Source organism: Streptomyces sp. NPDC096012 (assembly GCF_040426375.1).
In the GTDB taxonomy this organism is placed as follows: Bacteria; Actinomycetota; Actinomycetes; order Streptomycetales; family Streptomycetaceae; genus Streptomyces.
Window position 1 is genome coordinate 1 of the sequence record NZ_JBEOTD010000102.1, and the last position, 1,413, is coordinate 1,413.

Sequence of the window (1,413 nt, forward strand, 5' to 3'; positions counted from 1 at the left end):
TGAGACCTGATGCCGAGCCGATTGTGGCGAAGTGGATGATCCTATGCTGTCGAGAAAAGCCTCTAGCGAGTTTCATGGCGGCCCGTACCCTAAACCGACTCAGGTGGTCAGGTAGAGAATACCGAGGCGTTCGGGTGAACTATGGTTAAGGAACTCGGCAAAATGCCCCCGTAACTTCGGGAGAAGGGGGGCCACATCCGGTGAGAGGACTTGCTCCTCGAGCTGGGGGTGGCCGCAGAGACCAGCGAGAAGCGACTGTTTACTAAAAACACAGGTCCGTGCGAAGCCGTAAGGCGATGTATACGGACTGACGCCTGCCCGGTGCTGGAACGTTAAGGGGACCGGTTAGTCCGACTTCGGTCGGGCGAAGCTGAGAACTTAAGCGCCAGTAAACGGCGGTGGTAACTATAACCATCCTAAGGTAGCGAAATTCCTTGTCGGGTAAGTTCCGACCTGCACGAATGGCGTAACGACTTCTCGACTGTCTCAACCATAGGCCCGGTGAAATTGCACTACGAGTAAAGATGCTCGTTTCGCGCAGCAGGACGGAAAGACCCCGGGACCTTTACTACAGTTTGATATTGGTGTTCGGTTCGGCTTGTGTAGGATAGCTGGGAGACTTTGAAGCGGCCACGCCAGTGGTCGTGGAGTCGTCGTTGAAATACCAGTCTGGTCGTGCTGGATGTCTAACCTGGGTCCGTGATCCGGATCAGGGACAGTGTCTGATGGGTAGTTTAACTGGGGCGGTTGCCTCCTAAAGAGTAACGGAGGCGCCCAAAGGTTCCCTCAGCCTGGTTGGCAATCAGGTGTTGAGTGTAAGTGCACAAGGGAGCTTGACTGTGAGACCGACGGGTCGAGCAGGGACGAAAGTCGGGACTAGTGATCCGGCGGTGGCTTGTGGAAGCGCCGTCGCTCAACGGATAAAAGGTACCCCGGGGATAACAGGCTGATCTTCCCCAAGAGTCCATATCGACGGGATGGTTTGGCACCTCGATGTCGGCTCGTCGCATCCTGGGGCTGGAGTCGGTCCCAAGGGTTGGGCTGTTCGCCCATTAAAGCGGTACGCGAGCTGGGTTTAGAACGTCGTGAGACAGTTCGGTCCCTATCCGCTGTGCGCGTAGGAATATTGAGAAGGGCTGTCCCTAGTACGAGAGGACCGGGACGGACGAACCTCTGGTGTGCCAGTTGTTCTGCCAAGGGCATGGCTGGTTGGCTACGTTCGGGAGGGATAACCGCTGAAAGCATCTAAGCGGGAAGCCTGCTTCGAGATGAGTATTCCCACCTCCTTGAGAGGGTAAGGCTCCCAGTAGACGACTGGGTTGATAGGCCAGATATGGAAGCCGGGTAACCGGTGGAGTTGACTGGTACTAATAGGCCGAGGGCTTGTCCTCAGTTGCTCGCGTCCACTGTGTT

Annotated in this window: 1 rRNA gene; it reads left to right on the top strand. The window is 56.3% G+C overall.

Going from position 1 to position 1,413, the window contains the following annotated elements:
* Positions 1-1,391, top strand: a 23S ribosomal RNA gene (locus ABVB68_RS36760); the annotation flags it as partial.
* Positions 1,392-1,413: the final 22 nt, after the last annotated feature.